The 21668-nt window shown below is 71.9% G+C and carries 20 protein-coding genes; 13 read left to right on the top strand and 7 right to left on the bottom strand.

Annotated elements, in window-relative coordinates; translation table 11 throughout:
* Positions 1-254: 254 nt before the first annotated feature.
* Complete coding sequence (gene serS / locus Dsi01nite_RS13585) at positions 255-1547, bottom strand: serine--tRNA ligase (protein ID WP_203846487.1); 1293 nt, start codon at positions 1545-1547, stop codon at positions 255-257.
* A 210-nt stretch (positions 1548-1757) separates the two neighbouring features.
* Here serS and Dsi01nite_RS13580 point away from each other — a divergent pair, with 210 nt between their 5' ends.
* Positions 1758-2459, top strand: a complete 702-nt coding sequence (locus tag Dsi01nite_RS13580) for a TetR/AcrR family transcriptional regulator (RefSeq protein ID WP_203846486.1) — start codon at positions 1758-1760, stop codon at positions 2457-2459.
* Between the two features lie 14 nt (positions 2460-2473).
* On the opposite strand, the gene Dsi01nite_RS13575 is transcribed toward Dsi01nite_RS13580, so the two are convergent.
* Complete coding sequence (locus Dsi01nite_RS13575) at positions 2474-3910, bottom strand: MFS transporter (protein ID WP_203846485.1); 1437 nt, start codon at positions 3908-3910, stop codon at positions 2474-2476.
* 107 nt (positions 3911-4017) lie between these two features.
* Between Dsi01nite_RS13575 and Dsi01nite_RS13570 the strand changes: the two genes are divergently transcribed.
* Genes Dsi01nite_RS13570 through Dsi01nite_RS13560 form a run of 3 tightly spaced genes read left to right on the top strand, consistent with a single transcriptional unit; the run spans position 4018 to position 5397 of the window.
* Positions 4018-4320: an urease subunit gamma gene (locus tag Dsi01nite_RS13570; protein ID WP_203846484.1), complete on the top strand. Its 303-nt coding sequence runs from the start codon at positions 4018-4020 to the stop codon at positions 4318-4320.
* 16 nt (positions 4321-4336) lie between these two features.
* Positions 4337-4840, top strand: coding sequence for an urease accessory protein UreE (locus Dsi01nite_RS13565; protein WP_203846483.1), 504 nt, complete (start codon positions 4337-4339; stop codon positions 4838-4840).
* Positions 4837-5397 (top strand): GTP-binding protein, encoded by a 561-nt coding sequence (locus Dsi01nite_RS13560; protein WP_203846482.1) that lies wholly within the window; start codon positions 4837-4839, stop codon positions 5395-5397. Before Dsi01nite_RS13565 ends, Dsi01nite_RS13560 begins: the two co-directional genes overlap by 4 nt.
* Here Dsi01nite_RS13560 and Dsi01nite_RS13555 read toward each other — a convergent pair.
* Entirely contained in the window at positions 5387-6757 is a 1371-nt protein-coding gene (locus Dsi01nite_RS13555) for a cytochrome P450 (protein WP_203846481.1), read from the bottom strand. The two genes, Dsi01nite_RS13560 and Dsi01nite_RS13555, sit on opposite strands and share 11 nt — an antisense overlap.
* Before the next feature lie 106 nt (positions 6758-6863).
* Here Dsi01nite_RS13555 and Dsi01nite_RS13550 point away from each other — a divergent pair, with 106 nt between their 5' ends.
* Positions 6864-7340, top strand: a complete 477-nt coding sequence (locus Dsi01nite_RS13550) for a GNAT family N-acetyltransferase (protein WP_203846480.1) — start codon at positions 6864-6866, stop codon at positions 7338-7340.
* On the opposite strand, the gene Dsi01nite_RS13545 is transcribed toward Dsi01nite_RS13550, so the two are convergent.
* Positions 7327-7962, bottom strand: a complete 636-nt coding sequence (locus Dsi01nite_RS13545) for a dihydrofolate reductase family protein (protein WP_203846479.1) — start codon at positions 7960-7962, stop codon at positions 7327-7329. The two genes, Dsi01nite_RS13550 and Dsi01nite_RS13545, sit on opposite strands and share 14 nt — an antisense overlap.
* A gap of 162 nt (positions 7963-8124) precedes the next feature.
* Here Dsi01nite_RS13545 and Dsi01nite_RS13540 point away from each other — a divergent pair, with 162 nt between their 5' ends.
* Both Dsi01nite_RS13540 and Dsi01nite_RS13535 read left to right on the top strand, forming a co-directional pair.
* Positions 8125-9027 carry a metal ABC transporter substrate-binding protein gene (locus Dsi01nite_RS13540; protein WP_203846478.1) on the top strand — a complete coding sequence of 301 codons (903 nt, stop codon included), beginning with the start codon at positions 8125-8127 and terminating at the stop codon, positions 9025-9027.
* Between the two features lie 17 nt (positions 9028-9044).
* Positions 9045-10484 carry a M1 family metallopeptidase gene (locus Dsi01nite_RS13535; RefSeq protein WP_239135872.1) on the top strand — a complete coding sequence of 480 codons (1440 nt, stop codon included), beginning with the start codon at positions 9045-9047 and terminating at the stop codon, positions 10482-10484.
* A 27-nt stretch (positions 10485-10511) separates the two neighbouring features.
* Here Dsi01nite_RS13535 and Dsi01nite_RS13530 read toward each other — a convergent pair whose 3' ends face one another.
* Complete coding sequence (locus Dsi01nite_RS13530) at positions 10512-12158, bottom strand: substrate-binding domain-containing protein (protein ID WP_203846476.1); 1647 nt, start codon at positions 12156-12158, stop codon at positions 10512-10514.
* A 271-nt stretch (positions 12159-12429) separates the two neighbouring features.
* On the opposite strand from Dsi01nite_RS13530, the gene Dsi01nite_RS13525 reads away from it, so the two are divergent.
* Genes Dsi01nite_RS13525 through Dsi01nite_RS13500 form a run of 6 tightly spaced genes read left to right on the top strand, consistent with a single transcriptional unit; the run spans position 12430 to position 19940 of the window.
* Complete coding sequence (locus tag Dsi01nite_RS13525; RefSeq protein WP_203846475.1) at positions 12430-13422, top strand: hypothetical protein; 993 nt, start codon at positions 12430-12432, stop codon at positions 13420-13422.
* The gene (locus Dsi01nite_RS13520) at positions 13419-15026 is read left to right on the top strand and encodes a vWA domain-containing protein (RefSeq protein ID WP_203846474.1); all 1608 of its coding nucleotides are present in this window, start codon (positions 13419-13421) and stop codon (positions 15024-15026) included. Before Dsi01nite_RS13525 ends, Dsi01nite_RS13520 begins: the two co-directional genes overlap by 4 nt.
* Before the next feature lie 57 nt (positions 15027-15083).
* Positions 15084-15971, top strand: a complete 888-nt coding sequence (gene ppk2 / locus Dsi01nite_RS13515) for a polyphosphate kinase 2 (protein ID WP_203846473.1) — start codon at positions 15084-15086, stop codon at positions 15969-15971.
* A 32-nt stretch (positions 15972-16003) separates the two neighbouring features.
* A complete protein-coding gene (locus tag Dsi01nite_RS13510; RefSeq protein WP_203846472.1) occupies positions 16004-16828 on the top strand; it encodes an MEDS domain-containing protein in 825 nt (274 codons plus the stop codon).
* A gap of 8 nt (positions 16829-16836) precedes the next feature.
* Positions 16837-18528 (top strand): 4-alpha-glucanotransferase, encoded by a 1692-nt coding sequence (locus Dsi01nite_RS13505; RefSeq protein ID WP_239135871.1) that lies wholly within the window; start codon positions 16837-16839, stop codon positions 18526-18528.
* A 47-nt stretch (positions 18529-18575) separates the two neighbouring features.
* Positions 18576-19940: an SPFH domain-containing protein gene (locus Dsi01nite_RS13500; protein ID WP_203846470.1), complete on the top strand. Its 1365-nt coding sequence runs from the start codon at positions 18576-18578 to the stop codon at positions 19938-19940.
* Between the two features lie 26 nt (positions 19941-19966).
* On the opposite strand, the gene Dsi01nite_RS13495 is transcribed toward Dsi01nite_RS13500, so the two are convergent.
* Together Dsi01nite_RS13495 and Dsi01nite_RS13490 are read right to left on the bottom strand one after the other, a co-directional pair.
* On the bottom strand, positions 19967-20614 hold the full coding sequence (locus Dsi01nite_RS13495; protein WP_203846469.1) for a class I SAM-dependent methyltransferase: 648 nt from the start codon (positions 20612-20614) through the stop codon (positions 19967-19969).
* A gap of 225 nt (positions 20615-20839) precedes the next feature.
* Positions 20840-21436 (bottom strand): GNAT family N-acetyltransferase, encoded by a 597-nt coding sequence (locus tag Dsi01nite_RS13490; protein WP_203846468.1) that lies wholly within the window; start codon positions 21434-21436, stop codon positions 20840-20842.
* Positions 21437-21668: the final 232 nt, after the last annotated feature.

Genomic DNA, 21668 nt, shown 5'->3' with positions numbered 1-21668 from the left:
GGGTGTGCGGCGAGACGTCGAGTCGGGTGTGTCGTGCGTGCTGGTCGATCCGGGGTGCGCGGCGGGACGCCGAGCCGGGCAGGTCGCAGGTGCTGCGGGCCGGGCAGCGTTTCGAATGAAGCACACCGCTTCCTGGCCAGGTGCGGGATCGCACCGGCGCAGGGGTGGGCGGCGAGGCCGGCCGCGCCGGTTGTCCGGGCGGGCGGCCTCGCGGCCAGGGTCGTCGGTTGGGTGGGCTACCGGCGCTTGGTGGGCTACCGGCGCTTGGTGGGCTTCACGATGCGGTCGGTGCCGACCTTGTCGCGCAGCACCTCGGGGACCAGCACCGAGCCGTCCTCCTGCTGGAACTGCTCGAGGATCGCCGGGAAGATGCGGCTGGTCGCCAGGGCGGAGCCGTTGAGCGTGTGGACGAACCGGTTGTTCTTCGAGCCCGGGACGCGGTAGCGGATGCCGGCGCGGCGGGCCTGGTAGTCGCCGGCCCAGGACACCGAGGACACCTCCTTGTACTTGCCGGTGCTCGGCATCCACACCTCGATGTCGATGGTCTTGCGCATCGAGGCGCTGGAGTCGCCCGCGGCGAGCAGCGACCGCCGGAAGTGCAGGCCGAGCGAGCTCACCAGGTCCTCGGCGTAGTCGACCATCTCCTCGAGGGTCTTCTCGCCGTCCTCGGGGGCGGTGAACTGGAAGATCTCGACCTTGTTGAACTGGTGGCCGCGCACGGTGCCGCGCTCGTCGGAGTGCGAGCCGGCCTTCTCGCTGCGGTAGCAGGGGGTGTAGGCATACGCCTTGTGCGGCAGGTCCGCCGTCTCGAAGATCTCGTTCTGGTAGGCGCCGAGGATCGCGGTCTCCGAGGTCGGCAGCAGGAAGCGGCCGCGCTCGTCGCCGTCGGTGGCGATGTGGAACACGTCGTCGTAGAACTTCGGGAACTGGCCCGCGGCATAGCCGGCCGAGTCGAGCAGCAGGTGCGGCGGCAGCATGAACTGGTAGCCGGCGGCGAAGTGCCGGTCGATGAACCAGTTGACCAGGGCCCATTCGAGGCGGGCGCCCCAGCCGGTGTAGATCCAGAAGCCGGAACCGCCGAGCTTGACGCCGCGCTCGAAGTCGACGAGGCCGAGCTCGTTGGCGAGGGTCACGTGGTCGCGGACGTTGTCGATCTTCGGTGCCTCGCCGAAGACCTTGACGACGACGTTGGCCTCCTTGCCGCCGGCCACGACGTCCTCGGCGGGCAGGTTGGGCAGCTCGCTCATCACCGTGGTGAGCTGCTCCTGCACGGCGGCGAGGCGGTCCTCGAGCTCCTGCAGCGCGGCCTTGGCGTCGCGGGTGGTCGGCTCGACGGCCTGACCGGCCGCCTTCGCGGCGCCGAAGGCGCGGGCCTCCTCCTTGCGGCGGGCCCGCTCGGCGTCGATGTCGCCGATGAGCTCGCGGCGCTGCTTGTCCAGCTCGGCGATGGCACTGAGCGCGCGGGACACCTCGGACGGCTCGAGCCTCTTGGACAGGGCGGCCTCGACAGAGGCCCGGTCCTTACGAATCAACTCGATGTCGAGCATGGTTGCCGCGCACCTTTGGCTAGGGATTTCGGGACACCACGGATGTTACCGGGTGGGTCCGACGGAATTTCCGACCGCCGCCGCCACCCACCCCAGCGATGGAGCCACCGCCGGAAGCGATGGAGCCACCGCCGGAAGCGATGGAGCCACCGCCGGAAGCAATGGAGCCACCGCCGGAAAGCGACGTGGCGGCGAATTATGCTTGCCGGCATGTCCGGAACAGCCCGGGAATCGATCTGGACCCGGCCCGACCGCCGGTCCCGGGGTCCGGTCCCGCAGCACAGCCGCGCCGAGATCGTGGCCGCCGCGACCGCCCTGGCCGATGCGGGTGGCCTCCCGGCCGTCTCGATGCGTGCCGTGGCGGCGGCCTTGGACACGGGCGCCGGCTCGCTCTACCGGTACCTCTCCTCCCGCGACGACCTGCTCGACCTCATGGTGGACGCGGCCCTCAGCGAGCTTCCGGTCGACCGCCCGCCGTCCGGCGACTGGCTCGACCGCCTCGTCGGGCTCGCCCGTGACCAGCTGGCGCTGTACCGCCGCCACCCGTGGCTCAGCGAGGCCACCCGCCGCCCGGGCGCGTTCGGCCCGCGGACCGTCGACTACTTCGAGCGCTGCCTGGCCATCATGGCGCCGCTGCCGAACGCGCCGGGCGCGAAGATGGAGGCGGTCGCCGTGCTGACCGGGGTGGTGGCCCTGTTCTCCGTGCCGGCACCCATGAACCCGCCGCCCGACGACCCGCAGGCCATGGCGCGCAAGCAGGCCGGTCAGCTGTTCGCCCTGGTCGACCCGGCCCGGCATCCGCACCTGGCCGCGGCGTTCACGACCCCTCAGGACAACGCCGACGCCGGGCCCGACCTGTTCGAACGCACCATCCGCGGCGTCCTGCGCGGCCTCCTGATCAAGCCCGCCTGAGAAAGCCCGTCTGGTCAAGCCCGCGTCGTGAGCGGCGCCGCCGGGGGAGCGTCGACGGCGCAGTGCCACGGCGTCTCCGCCGGCACCGGCGCCTTCGGGTTGCGGATCGTGACGGCGGCCACGGCCCCGGCGAGCAGGCACAGCGCGGCGCAGATGAGCACCGCCGTGTGGAAACCGGCGGAGAGCTCGTCCGGGTGGAGATACGCCGACCCGGTGATGCCGGCGGCGGCGGGCAGCACGGAGACGGCGATGAGCCCGGCGGCCCGGGCGACGTCGTTGTTCACGGCCGAGGCCATGCCGGCGTGGCTGGCGGGGGCCGAGGACAGCGCGGTGGAGGTGAGCGGGGCGACGGTCGTGGCCAGGCCCAGGCCGAGGACGACGACGGCGGGCAGGACCTCGGTCAGGTACGACCCCGACCCGGTGATCCGGGCGAACAGCGCCATGCCCACGCCGACGAGGAGGGGGCCGGCGCTCATCTGCAGGCGCGGGCCGATGCGGGCGGCGAGGGCACCGGAGCGGGCCGACAGCAGCAGCATGATGACGGTGATCGGCAGCAGCGAGACGCCGGCCTGCAGCGGGGTGTAGCCGGCGACCTGCTGGAGCTGGATCGGCAGGAGGAACAGGGCGCCGCCGATGGCGCCGTAGATGACGAAGGTGACGACGTTGGTGGCGCTGAACTGGGGCGAGGAGAACAGGTCCAGCGGCAGCATCGGGTGGGTGGCGCGGCGCTCCCACCAGACGAACCCGGCCAGCAGCAGCCCGCCGGCGACGAGGCTGAAGGGGTTGCCCTCGATGAGGCCGTAGGTGAGGCCGACCAGGCCGAGGGTGACGAGGGTGCCGCCGGGGACGTCGACGCCGCCGGTGGCGGTGGTGTCGCGGGACTCCGGGACGTGCCGCCAGGCGATCAGGACGACGGCGGCGGCGATCGGGACGTTGATCGCGAAGATGAGCCGCCAGGACGCGGCACCGACGAGCCAGCCGCCGACGAACGGGCCGATCGCGGTGGCGACGCCGCCGAGGCCGGACCAGGCGCCGATGGCGCGGCTGCGGTCCTCGGGGCGGAAGGAGGCCTGCAGGATCGCGAGGCTGCCGGGGGTGAGCAGGGCCGCGCCGACGCCCTGCAGGGCGCGGGCGGCGATGAGGGACGGCGCGTCGGGTGCGGCGCCGCACAGGACCGACGCGAGCGCGAACCAGATGACCCCGATGAGGAAGACCCTGCGCCGCCCGTACCGGTCGCCGAGGGCACCCGCGATGAGCAGCAGCCCCGCCAGGGCGAGGGTGTAGGACGTGACGACCCACTGCAACGTCTCGAGGTCGGTGTCGAACGAGCGGCCGATCGCCGGCAGCGCGATGCCGACGACGGTCGCGTCGATCGCCGCGATGCCGGACCCGAGGATGGTCGCGGTGAGGACCCAGCGACCGGTCGCGCTGCCGTACGAGAGCGTTGCCATGCGGAGACGGTAGCGCCGGGGTGCGACAAGTAGCCCATCAGGAGTGAGCGCGGCGGCGGGCAAGAGCGGCACAGTCGGGGGTGGAAGCACCGGGAAAGGAGGCGGCAGTGCACCTCACACCCCGCGAGCTGGACAAGCTCACGATCCTCACCCTGGCGGAGATCGCCAACGCCCGCAAGGACCGCGGGCTGAAGCTCAACCACCCGGAGGCGGTCGCGGTCATCGCCGCCGAGGCCCTGGAGGGGGCGCGGGAAGGGGCGACCGTCGAGGAGGTCACCGCCCGGGCCCGCACCGTGCTGTCCCGCGACGACGTCATGGACGGGGTGCCGGACATGGTGCCGTTCATCCAGGTCGAGGCGGTCTTCACCGACGGCAGCCGGCTGGTCACGGTGGACGGGCCCATACGATGAAGGAGCTGGGAGCGACGTGCTCGTCGAACAGATCCGTGGCAACCTCGCCGACGGCGCCTGGCGCCCGGCCAACACCGACGTCCTGCGCCTGGACCAGTGGGAGGCGCAGAAGCGCCGGCTGCGCAAGCTGACCGACGGCGGCGTCGACATCGCGCTGTCCCTGGACCGCGGCACCCGGCTGCGCGACGGCGACGTGCTGTGGGCCGACGAGGGCGGCGACTCGATCATCGTGGCCCGGCTCGAGTTCGGCGAGGTGATGCTCGTCGACCTGCCGCGCCGCGACGCCGACGGTGCGCTGCGGGCCGCGGTGGAGCTCGGCCACGCCATCGGCGACCAGCACTGGCCGGCCGTGGTGAAGGGTGGGCAGGTGCTCGTGCCGGTGACCCTGGACCGCGAGGTGATGGACTCGGTGATGCGCAGCCACGCGTTCACCGGGATCAGCCACCGGTTCGTGCCGGGCACCGACGTCATCGCGTACCTGGCACCGCAGGACGCCGACCGCCTCTGGGGCACCCGATGAAGACCATCTGCCGCATCGGCGTCGGCGGACCCGTCGGCAGTGGCAAGACCGCCCTCATCGAGGAGCTCGTGCCACGCCTCGTCCAGCGCCACCTCAAGGTGCTCGTCGTGACCGGCGATGCCGTCAGCACCGAGGACGCCGACCACGTCCGGCGGGCGCTCAAGGGCATCCTGGCGGAGGACCGGATCGCCGGCGTGCCGGCCGCCGTCCGCCGGGATGCGGTCGAGGACCTGGAGTCCCGGTTCCCGGACACCGACGTCGTGCTCATCGAGAACGGCGCGGCCGACTTCGTCGTCCACGTCATCGACGTGGCCGCCGGCGACCGGATCCCGCGCAAGAACGGGCCCGGCATCAGCCGCTCCGACATCCTCGTGGTCAACAAGACCGACCTGGCCCCCTACGTCGACGCCGACCTCGGCGTCATGGCCGCCGACGCGGCCGTGCAGCGCGGCGGCAAACCGGTCGTGTTCACCAACTGCCGCACCGGTTTCGGCATCCCGGAGCTCACCGAACGGATCCTGGAGGGCGCGCTGTTCGACGTCGGCGTCAGGGTATGAGGTGGCGGTACCCCTTCACCTTGACCTTGAAGTTCATCGACGGGCCGGGCGTCGGCGCGGTCTTGGTGACGAGCGTGTAGCCGGGCGGGTCGAGCTCCAGGTCGAGGCGGTGGAACAGGCGCGCCATCGACAGGGCCATCTGCACGTCGGCGAAGCTCTTGCCGAGGCAGGTGTGCGGTCCGCGCCCGTACGGCGAGTACGCCCCGGGCTGCAGGTGCTCCGAGCGGGGCTTGGCGTAGCGGTCGATGTCGAACCTGTCCGGGTCCGGGAAGTACTCCTCCATGAAGTGCGGGACGGTGGTGCCGATGTACACCATCTCGCCCTCCTTGATGGTGTGCCCGGCGAACTCGAAGTCCCGCGTCGCGGTCCGGGTCAGCGCGACCGCGATCGGGTAGAGGCGCATCGCCTCCATCAGCGCGTACCGGATCGACGGGATCCTGCTCAGGTCGTCGTCGGTGATCGGCCCGTTCGCGAACAGGTCGTCGGCCTCGGCCTGGACCTTGGCGAGCACCTCGGGGTGCTTGAGGACCGAGTAGATGAACGCCGCGGTGGTGTTCGCCACGGTGTCCAGTCCGGCGACGTACGGGCCGGTGAGTGCGAGCACCAGGTCGTTGGCCGGCAGGACGCCCTCGCGGTTGAGGTGCACGTCCATCAGGTCCTCGACCAGGTTGCGCTCCTGCGGAGGCTTGCTGCCGGCGGTGGCCCGCAGCTCGGCGACCATCTTGTCGCCGAGCTCGAACACGCGGGCGCGGGCCTTCTTGTAGCGGGGGTCCTTCAGCAGGATCTTCGGCCGTTGCCTGGTGACGAGCACGTTGAGCACGTACAGCGTCATCGTGCGGATGTCCGGCACGTACTCCAGCGGCGCGTTGCCGGTCAGGATGGTGCCGAGCTGGTCGGTGACCATGTACTGCAGGGCGTGCACGACGGGGACCGACCCGCCGGCCTGCCAGTCGCGTTCGATGACCCGGTCGGTGATGTCGACGAGCTCGTTGCCGCGGCCCTTGATGGCGTCGCGGGAGTAGCCGCGGCGCATGATCTCGCGCAGCTCCTTGTGGCTGTCGCCGTCCTCGCCGAGGATCGTGCGGGTGCCGCCGTACTCGTCGAGGAAGCCCTGCCAGAACTCCTTGGACCGCAGGCACTCCCGGCCCTCCTTTGAGCCCATGAAGTTGGCCGCCTCGGCGCCGGCGATGACCGGGTAGGTCTTGTTGAACAGCTTGATCCGGAAGACGGGGCCGTTGTCGCGGTACGCCCGCGCGAAGAACCGACCCGGGTCCTTGGCCATCTCCAGGACGTTGCCGACGACCGGCCGCCCCTTGGCGAGGGGGATCGGCAGATCGGGCGCCGTTTCGATGACGGTCATGGTCGTCGATCCCTCCGTGATCTGGCGCAAACGATGCGGATCATATCGAACGCGGTCGGTCAGTGGTGGCCCTCGCGTGACCTGCCGGTGACGAACGGTGTGCATCATGATCAGTATGCGGTTGCGGCGGTGGGCGGACGACGACGTCGAGGCGTTCTACGACATCTACTCCCGGTGGGAGGTGATGCGGCACCTGGGCGCGCACCCCCGGCGGGTGGTCGCGGACCGCGAGGAGGCGCTCGCCCGGCTGGCGCGGATGCGGGGGCGGGAGGACGGGCCGAGAGGATATTGGGCGATCGAGGAGGATGGTGTACCGGTGGGAACGGTGCTCCTGCTCCCGCTGGACGCGTCGGACGAGGTCGAGATCGGCTGGCACCTGCACCCCGGCCACCAGGGCAAGGGCCTGGCCACCCGGGCGGCCCGGGAGCTGCTGTCGCGGACCGGCGGGCGGGTCCTGGCCCTCACCGACCAGGACAACCTCGCGTCGCAGGCGGTCGCGGTCCGGCTCGGCATGACCGACGAGGGGCTGACCGACCGCTGGTACGGCATCACCGCCCGCCAGTACGCGATCACGCTCGGCTGAGGATCATGTGGGTCGCCGCGTCGGAGGCGACCATCCGGGTGCAGGTGAGCCCGTCGGTGAGCCCGTCGGCGAAGAGGCGCTCGCCGCGGCCGAGCACGATCGGGATGATCGCCACGTGCAGCTGGTCGACGAGACCGGCGCGCAGGTACTGCTGGATCGTGGAGACCCCGCCGCCGAGCCGCACGTCGAGCCCTCCGGCGGCGTCGACGGCCTGCTCCAGGGCGGCCTCGATGCCGCCGGTGACGAAGTGGAAGACGGTGCCGCCCTGCATGGTCACGCTGGGCCGGGCGTGCCGGGTCAGGACGAAGACCGGGTGGTGGTAGGGCGGGTCGGCGCCCCACCAGCCGGTCCAGGACTCGTCGGCGGCCCAGGGCCCGCGGACCGGCCCGAACATGTTGCGGCCCATGATCGTGGCGCCGAGGCCGGTCTGTCCCGCGGCGATCATCTCGTCGTCGATGCCTTCGCTGCCGCCCTCCCTGCCGGTCATCTGCCGGCCGGTGCGGGTCTCGAACAGCCAGTCGTGCAGCCGCTCGCCGCCGGCGCCGATGGGGTCCTCGAGGGTCTGGTCGGGTCCGGCGCCGTATCCGTCGACGGAGATGCAGAAGTTGTGCACGCGCAGCATGGCTGTGTCCTCTCTGGAGCAACGGTCACCCACTGGTCGCAGTGAGCCGCCCGCGATCGACACCCTGGACAAAAACTAGCCTCCTAGGATGCCCTACGCGCGGTGACCCCCGTAACCATGCGTTTTTGACAATCATTGTCAACAGTCGCCAGGATGGGGATCATGTTGCGTCGTGCCGTCCTCGCCGGCCTCACCGCCGGGTCCCTGTTGCTCAGCGCCGCCGCGTGCGGCGGCGACGAGCCGACCCCGCAGCGGCAGCAGGACGGCCGGCTGAAGATCGTGGCGGGGTTCTACCCGTTGGAGTACATCAGCGAGCGGATCGGCGCGGAGAACGCCGCCGTCACCAACCTCACCCAGGCCGGTGCCGAGCCGCACGACCTGGAGCTCAAGCCGACCCAGCTGGCCCAGATCACCGACGCGGGCCTGGTGGTGTATCTGGCTGGGTTCCAGCCGGCGGTCGACGAGGCGGTGAAACTGCAGGCGAAGGACAAGGCGTTCGACGTCGCGTCGGTGGAGCCGCTGCAGGCCGGTGGGGACCTGGACGGAGGGCACGGCGACGACCCGCACGTGTGGCTCGACCCGATCCGGTTCGCCGCGATCGTCGGCAAGCTCGCGGACCGCCTCGCCGCCGTCGACCCGACCAACGCCGACGCGATCAAGGTGCGGGCCGGCCAGCTGCAGGACGAGCTGCGCCGGCTCGACGAGGACTACACCGCCGGACTGCAGACCTGCGCGCGGCGCGAGATCGTGACCAGCCATGCGGCGTTCGGGTATCTGGCCGCCCGGTATCACCTGATCCAGGTGCCGATCAGCGGCCTGGACCCGGAGGCGGAGCCGAGCCCGCAGCGGGTGTCGGAGATCGCCGCCCTGGCCAAGCAGAAGGGCGTGACGACGATCTTCTTCGAGGCGCTGGTCAGCCCGAAGCTGTCGGAGACGGTCGCGAAGGAGGTCGGCGCGAAGGCGGCCGTGCTGGACCCGATCGAGGGCGTCGAGAAGGGCGACGACTACATCTCCGTCATGGTGCACAACCTCGTCGCGCTGCGCGCCGCGCTCGGGTGCACCTGAGTCATATGCTTGGCCGGGTGCGTCGCCCTTCGAGACTCCTCGCCGCCCTGACCGCGACCGCCGTCCTGGCCGGCTGCACGTCGAGCGAGGGGCGGTCCCTGGTCCCGGAGCCGCCGCCGCAGCAGCTGGACCCCGGCAACCTCGACGGCACGTCGACCCCCGTGGCCGACCCGCTGTATCCGGCCTACGGCAACCCGGCGATCGACGTGCTGCACTACGGGCTGGCGCTGACCTGGGCGCCGCAGACGAAGACCCTCACCGGGAAGGCGACGGTGAAGCTGCGGGTGCTGCGGGCGGAGCCGTCGCTGCGGCTGGACCTCACCGGTCCGTACACCGTGACCACCGCGACGATCGACGGCGCCGAGGCGGCCGGCCGGGTGGCCGACGGCAAGCTGACCGTGGACCGGGCGCTGACCGCCGGCACCACGATCACCCTCGTCGTGGGGTACGCGGGGACGCCGGCGCCCGTGCCGATGCCGTCGCACCGTGGCGACGCCGAGCCGCTCGGGCTGACGGTCACCGCCGACGGCGGGCTGTGGACGATGCAGGAGCCGTTCGGCGCGTCGACCTGGTATCCGGCCAACGACCAGCCGTCGGACAAGGCGCTCTACGACATCTCGGTCACGGTGCCGGAGGGCTGGGAGGCGATCGCCGGCGGCACGCCCGGGCCGGTGCGGGGCGGCACGTTCAGCTACTCCTCGGCGCAGCCGGTCGCGACCTACCTGACCACCCTGGCGGTGGGGGAGCGGTATCAGCAGGAGCGGCTGACCGGCCCGCACGACCTGCCGATCACGCTGTGGACCAGACCCGGCACGGACGACCGGCTGCTGCCGGTGCTGCGCCGGGCGCCGCAGCAGCTGCGCTGGCTGGAGGCACGGTTCGGCCGGTACCCGTTCCCGAGCACCGGTGCGGTGATCGTGCCGTCGCGCTCGGCGATGGAGACCCAGCAGATGGTGACGATCGGCGGTGACGTGCTCGGCGACGCCAAGAGCGTCGAGCCGCTGGACGGGATCATGCTGCACGAGTACGCGCACCAGTGGTTCGGCGACGCGGTCAGCCCGGCGACGTGGAAGGACGTGTGGCTCAACGAGGGCTGGGCGACCTACGCCGAGGCGCTGTACACGGCGGAGCGCGACGGTTACGACATCGAGGACTGGGCGCGGCGGGCCCGCAAGAGCGACGCGGACGCGCGGCAGAAGCTGGGGCCGCCCGGCAACCCGCGGGCCGACAGTTTCGCGGAGGGCAATGTGTACGTGTGCCCGGCGCTGATGCTGCACGAGCTGCACAAGGCCCTGGGCGATGAGGCGTTCTTCGCCCTGGCGCGGGCCTGGGTGTCGCAGCACGCGGGGACGGCGCAGGACCGGGCGGCGTTCACGGCGTTCGTGAACCGGCAGACCGGGCGCGACTTCACCGCGCTGATCAACGCGTGGCTGGACTCGCCGACGACGCCCGCCTGACGCCGTTTCGTATGGGCCGCTCGGCGGCTATTCGTGCAGGCCGCCGGCGACGACGTGGATGAAGGCGGCCTGGACGTCGCTGGTCTGCAGCGCGTTGTCGACGTAGGCGTCGACGGGTTTGAGGGCTTCCTTGAGCTTTTCGGCGGCTTCCTTCTTGCCGAGCACGACGACGCTGACCTTGACGGGTTTGTTCGGGTCCTGCAGTTTGGTGAGCTTCTGCACGAGGTCCTGGACGGCCTGGGCGTTGGCGCTGTCCCTGTTCTGGTCGTCGGTGAAGACCAGAACCTGGTTGAACATGTCGTCGTGGAAGTCGTCGCGGACGGACTGGTAGCCGGCGACGATGGCGTCGAAGAGGCCGGGGCCGGCCTTGTGGGCGGCGAGCTTGCCGACCTGTTTGCCGAACGCGGCGCGGCTGGCGTCGTCGAGCCGGTCGGTCGGCATGAGCTTGCGGTAGCCGGGGGTGCCGGGGCTGACCTCCCACAGGCCGAGGCGGGAGCCGACGGGCATGAGGCCGGCCAGGACGGTGCAGCCGTCGCGGAGCACCTCGAGCGGGCCGGACTTGTTGCCGGGCGGCGGTGATGAGCCGGCGGTGGGGCTGCTGGTGCTGTTGGTGGCGAGGTCGACGATGATGAGCAGGTTGCTGCGCCGGTCCTCGGGGTCCCAGGTGGCGAAGATGTGCTGGACGTGGTGCGGCTGGAGGACCTCGAAGGGTTTCGCGGTCGGCTCGGGCAGCACGTTGGCGCCGTCGAAGATCGGCCGGAGGTTGTCGGGGCCGCGCAGGCCGGCGTCGGCGATGGCGCGGCTGCCCTCGGCGCTGGTGAACGCGGCGTAGAGGCGGCGCAGCGCGGCGGCCTTCTTCGGGTCGGCGGCGGCGGTCGCGGACGGCAGCCAGGTGTAGCGCAGCAGCGCGGTGTGGTCGCTGCCGACGATGTACCGCCGGTCGGACTTCGCCAGCCGCAGCGTGGCCAGCAGCGCGTACTCGGGGATCAGCCCGACCTCGCCGGCGGCCTCCGGGATGGCGGCGAGGTCGTGGTTGACGGTGCGGGTGACGCCCAGGACGTTGGTGAGGACGAGCGAGGAGGCGTCCATGCCCTTGTCGAGCCAGACGGCCTCGCCGACGGCGCCGGCGGCGACCATGCCGTCGCCGGACATCGCGGGGTTGCGCACGACCATCTTGACGCCGGCGTTCCTGGTGTTGAGCAGCCCGGCGAGGGCGAGCCAGCTGCCGCCGGCGGCGTTGATCCGGTCGCCGGTCGCGGGGTCGGTGACCATGTAGATGGGGCTGGTCGCCAGGGTGGCGTAGGCGTTGAGGGTGTCCTTCTTCGCCAGGAACTGCGGCGGGGCGATCACGTCCCAGGCGGCGTCGTCGGGGATCCACAGGTCGGCGCGGCTCTGGCTGAGCTGCCCGCCGGCGGGGCGGCCGTCGGTGCTGACGGTGTCGACGAGGACGCAGTCGTCGCCGCCGCGCAGGGTGCGGCCGGCGGCGGAGACCACGGTCGCGAACGAGGAGGCGGTGACCACGTGCAGGGTGGTCGGGCAGCCGCCCTCGGCGCCCTCGGCCGCGTTGTTGCGCAGGACGTACCACCCGGCGCCGCCGACGAGGCCGACGGCGAGGAGCAGGACGAGCCCACGCAGCAGTGCGCCGAGGCGGGGGCCGGATTGGTGCTTGCCCATCGTTTGGGACCATCCGCGAGGTCAGAGGGGGTTCCGGGGAGGTGTGACCGACGGAAAGTATGCCATCGAGCAAGGAAGATCCCGGCCCCGCTCGACCGTCCGGCCGGCACCCTGAGCCGTTCAGCCAGGGGGCCCGGCCGGATGGTCATCGGCCACATGGCGGCCGGGGCCGTGTCCGGCGGTCGGCCGAGTGTCCACAGTGGACTAGGTAAACACGGCCTGAACAGGGAATAGACACCCGGGGATTGCATGTGCGGTGCACACTCGGGGCGTGAAAAGGACCGGATGGCTGATCGTCTCGGTGGCGCTGCTGGTCATCGCCGGCGCCGCCGTCGGCCACGTGCTCGGCCAGCGCGCCGACACCCGCGAGCTGACCGGCGTGATCGGATCGGAGAAGTCGGCGTTCTTCGCCGACCCGGCCGTCCGGCAGGCCCTGGCCGCCCACGGCATCAGGCTGCGCCTGGACCCGGCCGGCTCGCGCCGCATGGCGGAGATGGACCTCGGCGGCTACGACTTCGCGTTCCCCGGCAGCGCCCCCGCCGCCGTCGAGATCACCCGCCGCCGCGCCCCCGCCGGGGCGCCGGTCGCGGTGTTCAGCTCGCCCCTCGCCGTCGCCGGCACCAGCCCGATCGCCGACCTGCTGCAGAGCGCCGGGATGGCCCGCCGCGCCGCCGGCGGCCACCGGGTCCTGGACCTGAAGGCGTTCGTCGCGGCCAACCAGCGCGGGCTGCGCTGGGACCAGATCCCCGGCAACGCGACGTTCCCGGTCGCCAAGGCGGTCCTGGTCGCCACGACCCGGCCCGCCGACTCCAACTCCGCCGCGCTGTTCGCCGCGGTCCTCAACCAGGTCACCGGCGGTGACCTGGCCGCGGTCACGAAGGTCTTCGCCGACCAGGGCGCGGTGGACACCACCACCGACGAGCCGTTCGAGAGCTGGCTGAGCCGGGGCAAGGACTTCGCGCCGCTGGTCCTGGTCTACGAGGCCCAGTTCCTCGACCGGGGCGCCGGCGCCGACCACGTGCTGCTCTACCCGTCGCCGACGATCGTCAGCGAGCACACCGTCGTGCCGTTCACCGCCGCCGGCGCCGACCTGGCGAAACTGCTCGCCACGGACCCGCAGCTGCAGCGGCTCGCCGCCGCGCACGGGTTCCGCACCGCCGGCTCGCCCGGCCCGGTCGCCCTCGGCGCCGCCGACACCATCCCGTCCCCGGACGAACCCACCCTGCACGCGCTGCTCATCGCGCTGGAAGAGAGACTGACATGAGGAAGCTGCTGATCGTGGCCCTCGCCGCCACGTGCGCCCTCACCGCCTGCACCGACGAACCCCAGGCGGCGAAGGGGGAGCCGCCGTTCCTCAAGGGCGACGGGACCCTGCGTGTCCTGGCCGGCAGCGAGCTCGCCGACCTGCAGCCGATCCTGGACGACGCGGCCCGCGCCACCGGCGTCACGGTCAAGCTGACCGCGACCGGCACCCTCGACGGCGTCGAGTCCGTCGTCAACGGCGGCGCCGCCAAGCAGTACGACGCGACCTGGTTCGCCAGCAACCGCTACCTGCAGCTGCACCCCGACGCCGCGAACCGCACCGGCACCGCGACCAAGATCGCCACCTCACCCGTCGTGCTCGGCCTGCGCAGGTCCGTCGCGCAGCAGCTGGGGTGGCTGGAGACCCGCCCGACGTGGAGCGAGATCGCGGTCGCCGCCGGCGACCGCCGCTTCACCTACGGGATGACGAACCCGGCCGGCTCCAACTCCGGGTTCGCGGCCCTCGTCGGGGTCGCCGCCGCGATCGCCGGGACCGGTGCGGCGCTGACCGCCGACCAGATCGGGCCGATCACGCCGCGGCTGCGGGCGTTCTTCGCCGGACAGAGCCTCACCGCCGGCTCGTCCGGCTGGCTGATGGACGCGTACCTGCGCGCCGCCGCCGAGGGACGGCCCGTGGACGGGCTGGTCAACTACGAGTCGGTGATCCTGTCGCTGAACGCCTCCGGCCGGCTCGCCGAGCCGCTCACCGTGATCTACCCGGCCGACGGGGTCGTCACCGCCGACTACCCGCTGACGCTGCTGACGGGCGCGTCGGAGCAGGCCCGTACCAACTACGCCGCCGTCGCCGACTATCTGCGCCGGCCCTCGGTCCAGCGCGCGATCATGACCCGGACGTGGCGGCGCCCGGCGGTGCCCGATCCGTCGCTGACGCTCACCGCCGAGTTCGGGCCGAAGAGCGGCAACCTGCCGGAGCTGCCGTTCCCCGGCCGGCTCGACGCCGCCGACGCGCTGATCGGGGCGTTCGGCGACTCGCTGCGCCGGCCGGCCCGCACGATCTACGTGCTGGACCTGTCCGGGTCGATGAAGGGCGAGCGGCTGCAGGGGCTCAAGACCGCGCTGACCGGGCTCACCGGCGCCGACGCCAGCCTGTCCGGGCAGTTCAGCCGCTTCAACGGCCGGGAACAGGTGGTGCTGCTGCCGTTCAGCACCCGGCCGGGCACGGCGACGACGTTCGAGCTGCCGGAGACCGGCTTCGACCCGGTCCTGACGCAGATCCGCGGGCACGTGGACAAGCTCAAGGCCGAGGGCGACACGGCGATCTACGACGCGCTGCTGGCCGCGTACGCCCTGGCCGGGTCCGGCGGTGACCGGTTCACCTCGATCGTGCTGCTCACCGACGGCGAACGCACCGCCGGCGCGGACCTCGCCGCGTTCCGGGCGAAGGTGCCGCAGCTGCCCAAGGTGCCGGTGTTCACGGTGCTGTTCGGGGAGAGCAACACCGGCGAGATGACCGAGGTCGCCACCCTCACCGGCGGCCGGACGTTCGACGCCCGCGCGGGCGGCGCCCTGCCCGCGGCGTTCAAGGAGATCCGGGGCTACCAGTAACGCGCTGTTCAAACGCCGGCAGTGGTGAAACGTCGGGCGAGAGGGTACATCAGTGGAATGGCTGACCTCTCGCTCGACGACTACCTTGTCGAGGACGACGACGATGACGATCCCGTGCTGCTGCGCAAGGATGGCCGGCCGATCGACACGTGGCGGGAGGACTACCCGTACGACGAGCGGCTGACCCGCGACGAGTACGACCGGACCAAGCGCCTCCTGCAGATCGAGCTGCTGAAACTGCAGAACACGCTGAAGTCCCGCGGTGAGCGGCTCGTCATCCTGTTCGAGGGCCGCGACGCCGCCGGCAAGGGCGGGACCATCAAACGGTTCATGGAGCACCTCAACCCGCGCGGCGCCCGGGTCGTCGCGCTGGAGAAGCCAAGCGAGCGCGAGCTGACCCAGTGGTACTTCCAGCGTTACGTCCAGCACCTGCCCGCCGCCGGGGAGTTCGTGCTGTTCGACCGGTCCTGGTACAACCGCGCCGGCGTCGAACGGGTCATGGGCTTCTGCACCCGCGCCGAGTACCTGGAGTTCATGCGGGAGGCGCCGGAGCTGGAGCGGATGCTCGTGCGGTCCGGGATCAACCTGGTGAAGTTCTGGTTCTCGGTGTCGCGCAACGAGCAGCGGACCCGGTTCCTGATCCGGCAGGTCGACCCGGTCCGGCAGTGGAAGCTGTCCCCGATGGACCTCGCCTCCCTCGACAAATGGGACGACTACACCGAGGCGAAGGAGGCGATGTTCTTCTACACCGACACCGCCGACGCGCCCTGGACGGTGGTCAAGTCCAACGACAAGAAACGCGGCCGGATCGAGGCGATGCGGCACGTGCTCAACCGGTTCAACTACGACGGCAAGGACGTCGGCCTGGTCGGCACCCCCGACCCGTTGATCATCGGCGCCGCCGCCCTCGCCGACGAGGCGGTGGACGACGCGCCGGGGCTCTAGTGCCAGATCGCGTTTCTCCATACGCTGTGGAGGTGTCGGAGGGGCGCGGAAACCCGTCGTGGCGGCTCGGTGACCATGTCAGCGTCACCTATGCGGCCGACGACGAGTGCCGCGACCTGCTGACGGGTTTCGTGACGACCGGCCTGCGCCCAGGTCAGCGCGTGGTGGTCTTCCTGGACGCCGACGACGCGGACCTGGCCCGGCACCTCACCGATGCCGCCCCCGACGCCGCCCCCGGGCAGCTCATGGTGCTCATGCACGGCGACGGGTTCGACGTGTCCGGGCCCACCCGGGTCCAGCAGATGCTGGACGGGCTGACCGCCATGCGGGACCAGTCCTACGCCGAGCACTACCAGGGGCTGTTCGTCGCCGGGAAGATGACGTGGACGCTGCGGGCCGGGTTCGACACCCCAGAGCTGCTGGTCTACGAGTCGGCCGTGAACCGGTTCTTCGGTGACGGCCGGGTGGCCGGGCTCTGCCTGTACGACCGCCGCCGGTTCGACAAGGAGGCCCTCACCGCCATCGGCGCGGTCCATCCCGGGCCGCTGCTGCGCTTCACCGTCGGAGGCTGGGGCGCCCACCTGCGGCTGTCAGGCGAACTCGACGCCTCCAACGCCGGCGCCCTGCCGTCCATCCTCGACATGGTCACCGAGGTCGACAGCACCGTCCTGCTCGACGCCAGTGACCTGCGGTTCCTTGACGCCGCCGCGGCCGGCGCCATCGTCCGGTTCGCCGCGTCCCGCCCCACCCGGCACACCGTGGTGCGCTGCACCCGCGGCGTCCGGCAGGCACTGAGCCTCGTCGGCGCCGACACCGTGCCGAGCCTGGTGCTTCGCGACCAGGTCAGCGGGGTATGACGGTTCGCGTGCCAGCTTTCCCCCGCGGTGTCGCGACCTATTACGAGACGTCCGGCGGCGAGCGCGTCGACATCGACCCGGCCGTCGTGGAGACGGTCCTGTCGCTGCTCGGACCGCCCGCCGTCCCGCCCGCCGCCGCGCCGGTCGCGCCGGCCGGGCCGCTGCCCGAGGTGCCGCGCACCTGGGGGTGGATGCTGCAGCTGTACGGGCTGCGCTCCGCCGGCTCCTGGGGCGTCGGCGACTTCGCGGACCTGGCCGCGTTCACCCGCTGGGCGCGGTCCACCGGCGCCGGTGCGATCCTGGTCAACCCGCTGCACGCGGTCGCGCCCGTCGACCCGCTGCCGGCCTCGCCGTATTCGCCGTCGTCGCGGCGGTTCGTGAACCCGCTGTACCTGCGCATCACCGACCTGCCGGAGTACCGCGACGCGCCGCCTGCGCTGCGGGCGGCCGTCGACGCGCTGCGGCCGCTGTCGTCCCCGGACGGGCTGATCGACTACGACGGCGCGTGGCGGGCGAAACATGCGGCGTTGACGCTGCTGGCGCCTCCCGCTGGCGCGTCGTTTGCCGATAGATCCTCTTTGACGGACTTCGCCGTGTACTGCGCGCTCGTCGCCGACCACGGCCCCGACTGGCGGACCTGGCCCACGGAGCTGCAACGGCCCGGCGCCGCCGCGTACGCCGTCGCCGACCCGTCGGCCGTCGCGTTCCACACCTGGCTGCAGCGGCGCTGCGCCGAGCAGCTCGCGGTCGCCAACGCCGCCGCCGAGGGCATGGCGGTCGGCATCATCCACGACCTCGCGGTCGGCATCGACCCCGGCGGCGCCGACGCGTGGACGCTGCAGGACGTCATCGCGCCCGGCGCGAAGGTCGGCGCCCCACCCGACGCGTTCAACCAGCAGGGCCAGGACTGGGGCCTCGCGACGTGGAGCCCCGACCGGCTCGCCGACACCGGCTACACCGCGTGGCGGACCCTGCTGCGGGAGATCTTCCGCCACGCCGGCGGGCTGCGGGTCGACCACGTCGCCGGGCTGTGGCGGCTGTGGTGGGTCCCGCCGGGCCAGTCCCCGGCGCAGGGCACCTACGTGTACTACGACGACGCGGCGATGCTCGGCATCCTCGTCGAGGAGGCGAAACTCGCCGGTGCCGTCGTCGTCGGCGAGGACCTCGGCACCGTCGAGGACGTCGTCACCACGACCCTGCAGGACCGCAACATCCTCGGCTCCGCCGTGCTGTGGTTCACCCGCGACGACGACGGCCGGTTCCTGCCGCCCGGCGACTGGCCGCACAACGCGCTCGCCAGCATCTCCACCCACGACCTGCCGACCGCCGGCGGGTTCCTGTCCGGGGAGCACGTCCTGGCCCGCGCCGAGGCCGGCGTCCTCACCCGCGACGTCAAGGTCGAGTGGGCCGCCTTCTCGAAGGAACGCACCCTGCTGCTGGATCTGCTGGACGCCGAAGGGCTGACCGGGCCCGACAGCACCGACGAGGAGATCGTCCTGGCGATGCACCAGCTGCTGCTGCGCACCCCGTGCCGGATCGTGCTCGCCTCCCCGTACGACGTGCTCGGCGAACCCCGCCAGCCGAACCTGCCGGGCACCACGTCGCAGTACCCGAACTGGCGGATCCCGCTGCCGCTGTCCCTGGAGGACCTGACCGTCGACGCGCGGATGAAGCAGATCGCGGACCTGTTCAACGCCTGACGCTTTCCCGGTGGCGTCGCCTTGACGCGGTTGGCCAATATGGGCGCATGTCGAGCGGGAACAGCTACCTCAACCAGGTTGTCGCACAGCAGGAGCGGCTCGAGGCGGACCTGCGGTCCAAGCGCAGCGCGCCGGCCCCGGCGGCGCAGGCCCCGGCCCCGGGCGGGCCGACCCGCGGCGGCGGCCGGCAGCAGGCGGCCCAGCCGGCGCCGAACGCCGTCGAGGTCCGCGTCACCGGGTTCGGCCGGTGGAAGACCGTGATCGTCCCGCCGAACGCGTTCGTCGTGCACACCCGCCGCGGCCGCAGCGAGCCGCTGCACGTGGGGCTCGGCGTGTCATTCCGGTACAACCCGGCGACCGACTCGTACCTGGTCGTGCCCGGCGCCATGCAGACCATCCTGATCAACGCGTTCTGCATCTGCCGGGAACTGCAGGGCGTCCTCGTCCAGGCCTACGTGCAGTGGATCATCGAGGACTTCTCCACCGCGTACCGCAAACTCGACTTCGGCGACGTCGAGGACCCGATGCGTCTCGTCAACCTGCAGCTCAAGGAGCAGGCCGAGGCCGCCATCAAGGACAAGGTCGCCACCCTCGGGGTCAGCGACGTCCTCAGCGACAAACAGCCGATCATCGAGGAGCTGACCGCCCGGCTGCGCGCCGTGGCCGAAGGCACCTCGTCGGACTCCTCCGCCGGGCTCGGCCTGCGCATCGTCACCGTGCAGATCAAGGAGGCCGTGGTCAGCTCGTCGCGGCTGTGGGAGAACCTGCAGAAGCCGTACCGCTCCGAACAGGGCCGCATCGCCCGGCTCGCCGAACTCGCCGCCGACGAGGCGATCGGCACCCGCGAGCTCGCCGCGTCCCGGCTGCGCCAGACCGAGCAGATCGAGAGCGACCGGGAGCTCGCCGAGCTGCGCGCCCGCAACGCCGCGGTGCAGTTCGACCGGGAGGCCGGGGAGCAGCTGCGCCGCTCGCAGCGGCAGGAGGAGGACAGCCGGGCCCTCGCGGACCTGCAGGACGCCACGACCCGGCACGCGATGGCCCTCGAGCGGGAACGCGCCGCGGAGGAGGCCGAGATCGGCCGGCTGCGCATCGAACGCGAGACCTCGCTGCGCCGCCTCACCGTCGACGGCGACCTCGCCCTCGACGCGATCCGCGCCCAGGCGGCGCACGAGCAGGGCCTGCTGGAGCTGGAACGCACCCGGCTGCGGGCCGAGATCGACAACGCCCAGTCGGTGGAGAGCATCCAGGCGAAGCTCGTCGACGCCCTGCCGGAGATCGTGGCGAAACTGCCGAAACCCGCGGAGCTGCGCGCCGTCACCATCGGCGGCAACGACACCAGCAGCGTCGGCGGTCTGCTCGCCGAGCTCGCCGGGGTGGTCGGTGCCCTGCAGGCGACGCTGAAGAAGCCGTGATGCCGTGTGAGGGCCGGCGCCGGCCCTCACACGGTGAACGTCAGAAGCCAGTAGTATTCGAGCTCGACGATGTCCGGGGCGCTGCCGTGGCCGTCCACGGCCGTGCGGAGCTCGGTCGCGGTGGGGAAGTTCTTCAGGATCTCGGTGGTGGTGCCGTCCGGCAGCTCCCGGCGCTGAAACGTGTTGCCGGCCTGGTCGGTGCGGGTGACCGGTTGGCTGCTGCCGTCGACGTACCGGTTGTCGACGATCACCACGGCGGAGCCCGGCCTCATTCGGGCGCACACGCCGCGCAGGAACCGGTCGGTGTCGCTCCGGCGGAGGTGCGACCACCAGAACCCGGCGAACGCGGCCGTGAAATCGCCGGCGACCTGGTCGAGGGCGAAGGCGTCGGCCCGCCCGAAGCGGACGTTGGCCCTGGGATACTCACGCGCGGCGGCGATGGCCAGCGGGGCGGGGTTGTAGTCGGTCGCGACCACGGTGTTCGCGGTCGCCGAGACGAACTGCGTCCAGTACCCGGTGCCGGCGGCGACCTCCAGCACGTCGCGGCCGGTCAGGGCGGCGGGGATCAGGCGTTGCAGCGTGCGGATGTCGGCTTGCCGTTCCGGCCTGGCGTACACCGCGTCGTAGTGAGGTGCGCGGCGCTCGTAGTAGTCCGCCATTTTCACGTCGGTCACGGTCCCTCATCATGCCCGGTTTGCCCGGCGGCCGCGGACCTGCCCGCCCGTCGCGGCCCTCGATCATCGGGCGTTGCCCGCGCTCTTCCGGACCGTGGGAAACCGCGACTACGTGGCGCGGGCGGCACTGCCCGCCGCGCCCAGCTCTGCCCAGCCCGTCTGGGCGCGGGCCTCATAGGTCAGGGAGCGCAGTGACGACTCGAGCCGGGCCTCACCGTGGCGCGGTCAGCCGATGGGTGTGAACGGGCGTTTGCACCGCCGCTGGGCTGTCGGGTCGAGCCGGCGCCACAGGACCGCCGCGATCTTCCGGCCGTCGGGCAGGGTGTGTGCCACGGTGCCGTCGACCGGCAGGAACCCGGCCGAGGCCAGCCAGCGGCGGCTCGCCTCGTTGTCGGGCTCGCACTTCGCCCGCAGCTCGACGATGCCGAAGTGCTGATGGGCGAACGCGCAGACCAGCTCGAGGGTCTCCCGCCCGAACCCGAACCGGCGGAACGTCGGGTGGACCAGGCCGCCGACCTCCATGAACCCGTCGTTGCCGCGGCCGAACCCGATGCTCGCGACGACGCCACCGGCCAGCAGGTCGCGGGCGACGAACTCGGCGCCCTCGTCGGCGATGACCATCGGGTCGGTGTCGTCGCGTTCGACGACCGGGCCGGCGGGTCCCCAGCCGAGCCGGAAGCTGGCCTCGGCGTCGGTGAGCTGGGCCCAGACGTCGATCAGTTCCTGCCGCCGGGGGATGGTCAGCTCCAGCCGCGCGGAAGTCGCTGCGTGGAACCCGCCGAAGCCGCACCTGAGCGCGGGCGCCGCTGTCCTGCCGAACATCTCCGAAACGCTACCCGACCCGGGCCGGCCCGAGGCTGCCACGCTTGGCTGAGCCCGGACCGGCGTCGGTCTTCCGTCTTCCCCGACCGTACCCCAACCCACCTAATCTCCCGAGCGTCCCATCACCCACCGTAACGCCCGTCGGCGTGGTCGCGAAACACGCGGGTCAGGTCAGCCGGAACACCTGGGCGGTGGAGCCGTTGCAGTCCCAGATCTGCAGCCGGGTGCCGTT

The organism is Dactylosporangium siamense (assembly GCF_016862795.1).
Classification (GTDB): domain Bacteria; phylum Actinomycetota; class Actinomycetes; order Mycobacteriales; family Micromonosporaceae; genus Dactylosporangium; species Dactylosporangium siamense.
Note: the sequence above shows the minus strand (reverse complement) of the source record. Positions and strands in the feature narration are given on the sequence as shown.